The following is a 412-nucleotide window of genomic DNA, read 5'->3' as shown; positions in this document are numbered from 1 at the left end:
CTGTTCGGCGGCACGAACGATCGCGCGCCAGCGCTTGCGCATCATATCAGGCGTCAACCAACTCCCCGACCAGAGCCGCCTTGCCTGACGCCAGTCGCCTGCCTTGCCACGGTCATCGGTCCAGAGCATGAGCGCCAAGGCCTGGTTGCCGCCGCGCGCCGCCCGGCCGATCTCCTGATAGTAGCGCGACGGCGATTCCGGCACGCAGGCATGGACCACAGCGCGGACATCATCTTTGTCGATGCCCATGCCGAAGGCGGAGGTCGCAACCACGAGATCGATCGCGCCGTCGCGCCAGTCGGTTACGACTTTGAGGCGGCTGGCGCCATCGTCGAGCTGCCCTGTGAACAAGGCCAGCCGCTCATAGCCACGGGTCGCGATCGATCGGTGCAGCGCCTCGGCGTGCTTGACG

Annotated in this window: 1 protein-coding gene; it reads right to left on the bottom strand. The window is 66.7% G+C overall.

The genetic code is table 11. From position 1 onward, the window contains the following. On the bottom strand, positions 1 to 412 hold a 412-nt coding region (locus tag EN780_RS38130; protein WP_281035431.1), incomplete at both ends, for a helicase-related protein.

Origin of the sequence: Mesorhizobium sp. M4B.F.Ca.ET.089.01.1.1, assembly GCF_004022605.1 — a bacterium.
In the GTDB taxonomy this organism is placed as follows: Bacteria; Pseudomonadota; Alphaproteobacteria; order Rhizobiales; family Rhizobiaceae; genus Mesorhizobium; species Mesorhizobium abyssinicae.
The sequence above is the reverse complement of the archived record's forward strand: the minus strand, read 5'-3'. Positions and strand labels throughout refer to the sequence as shown.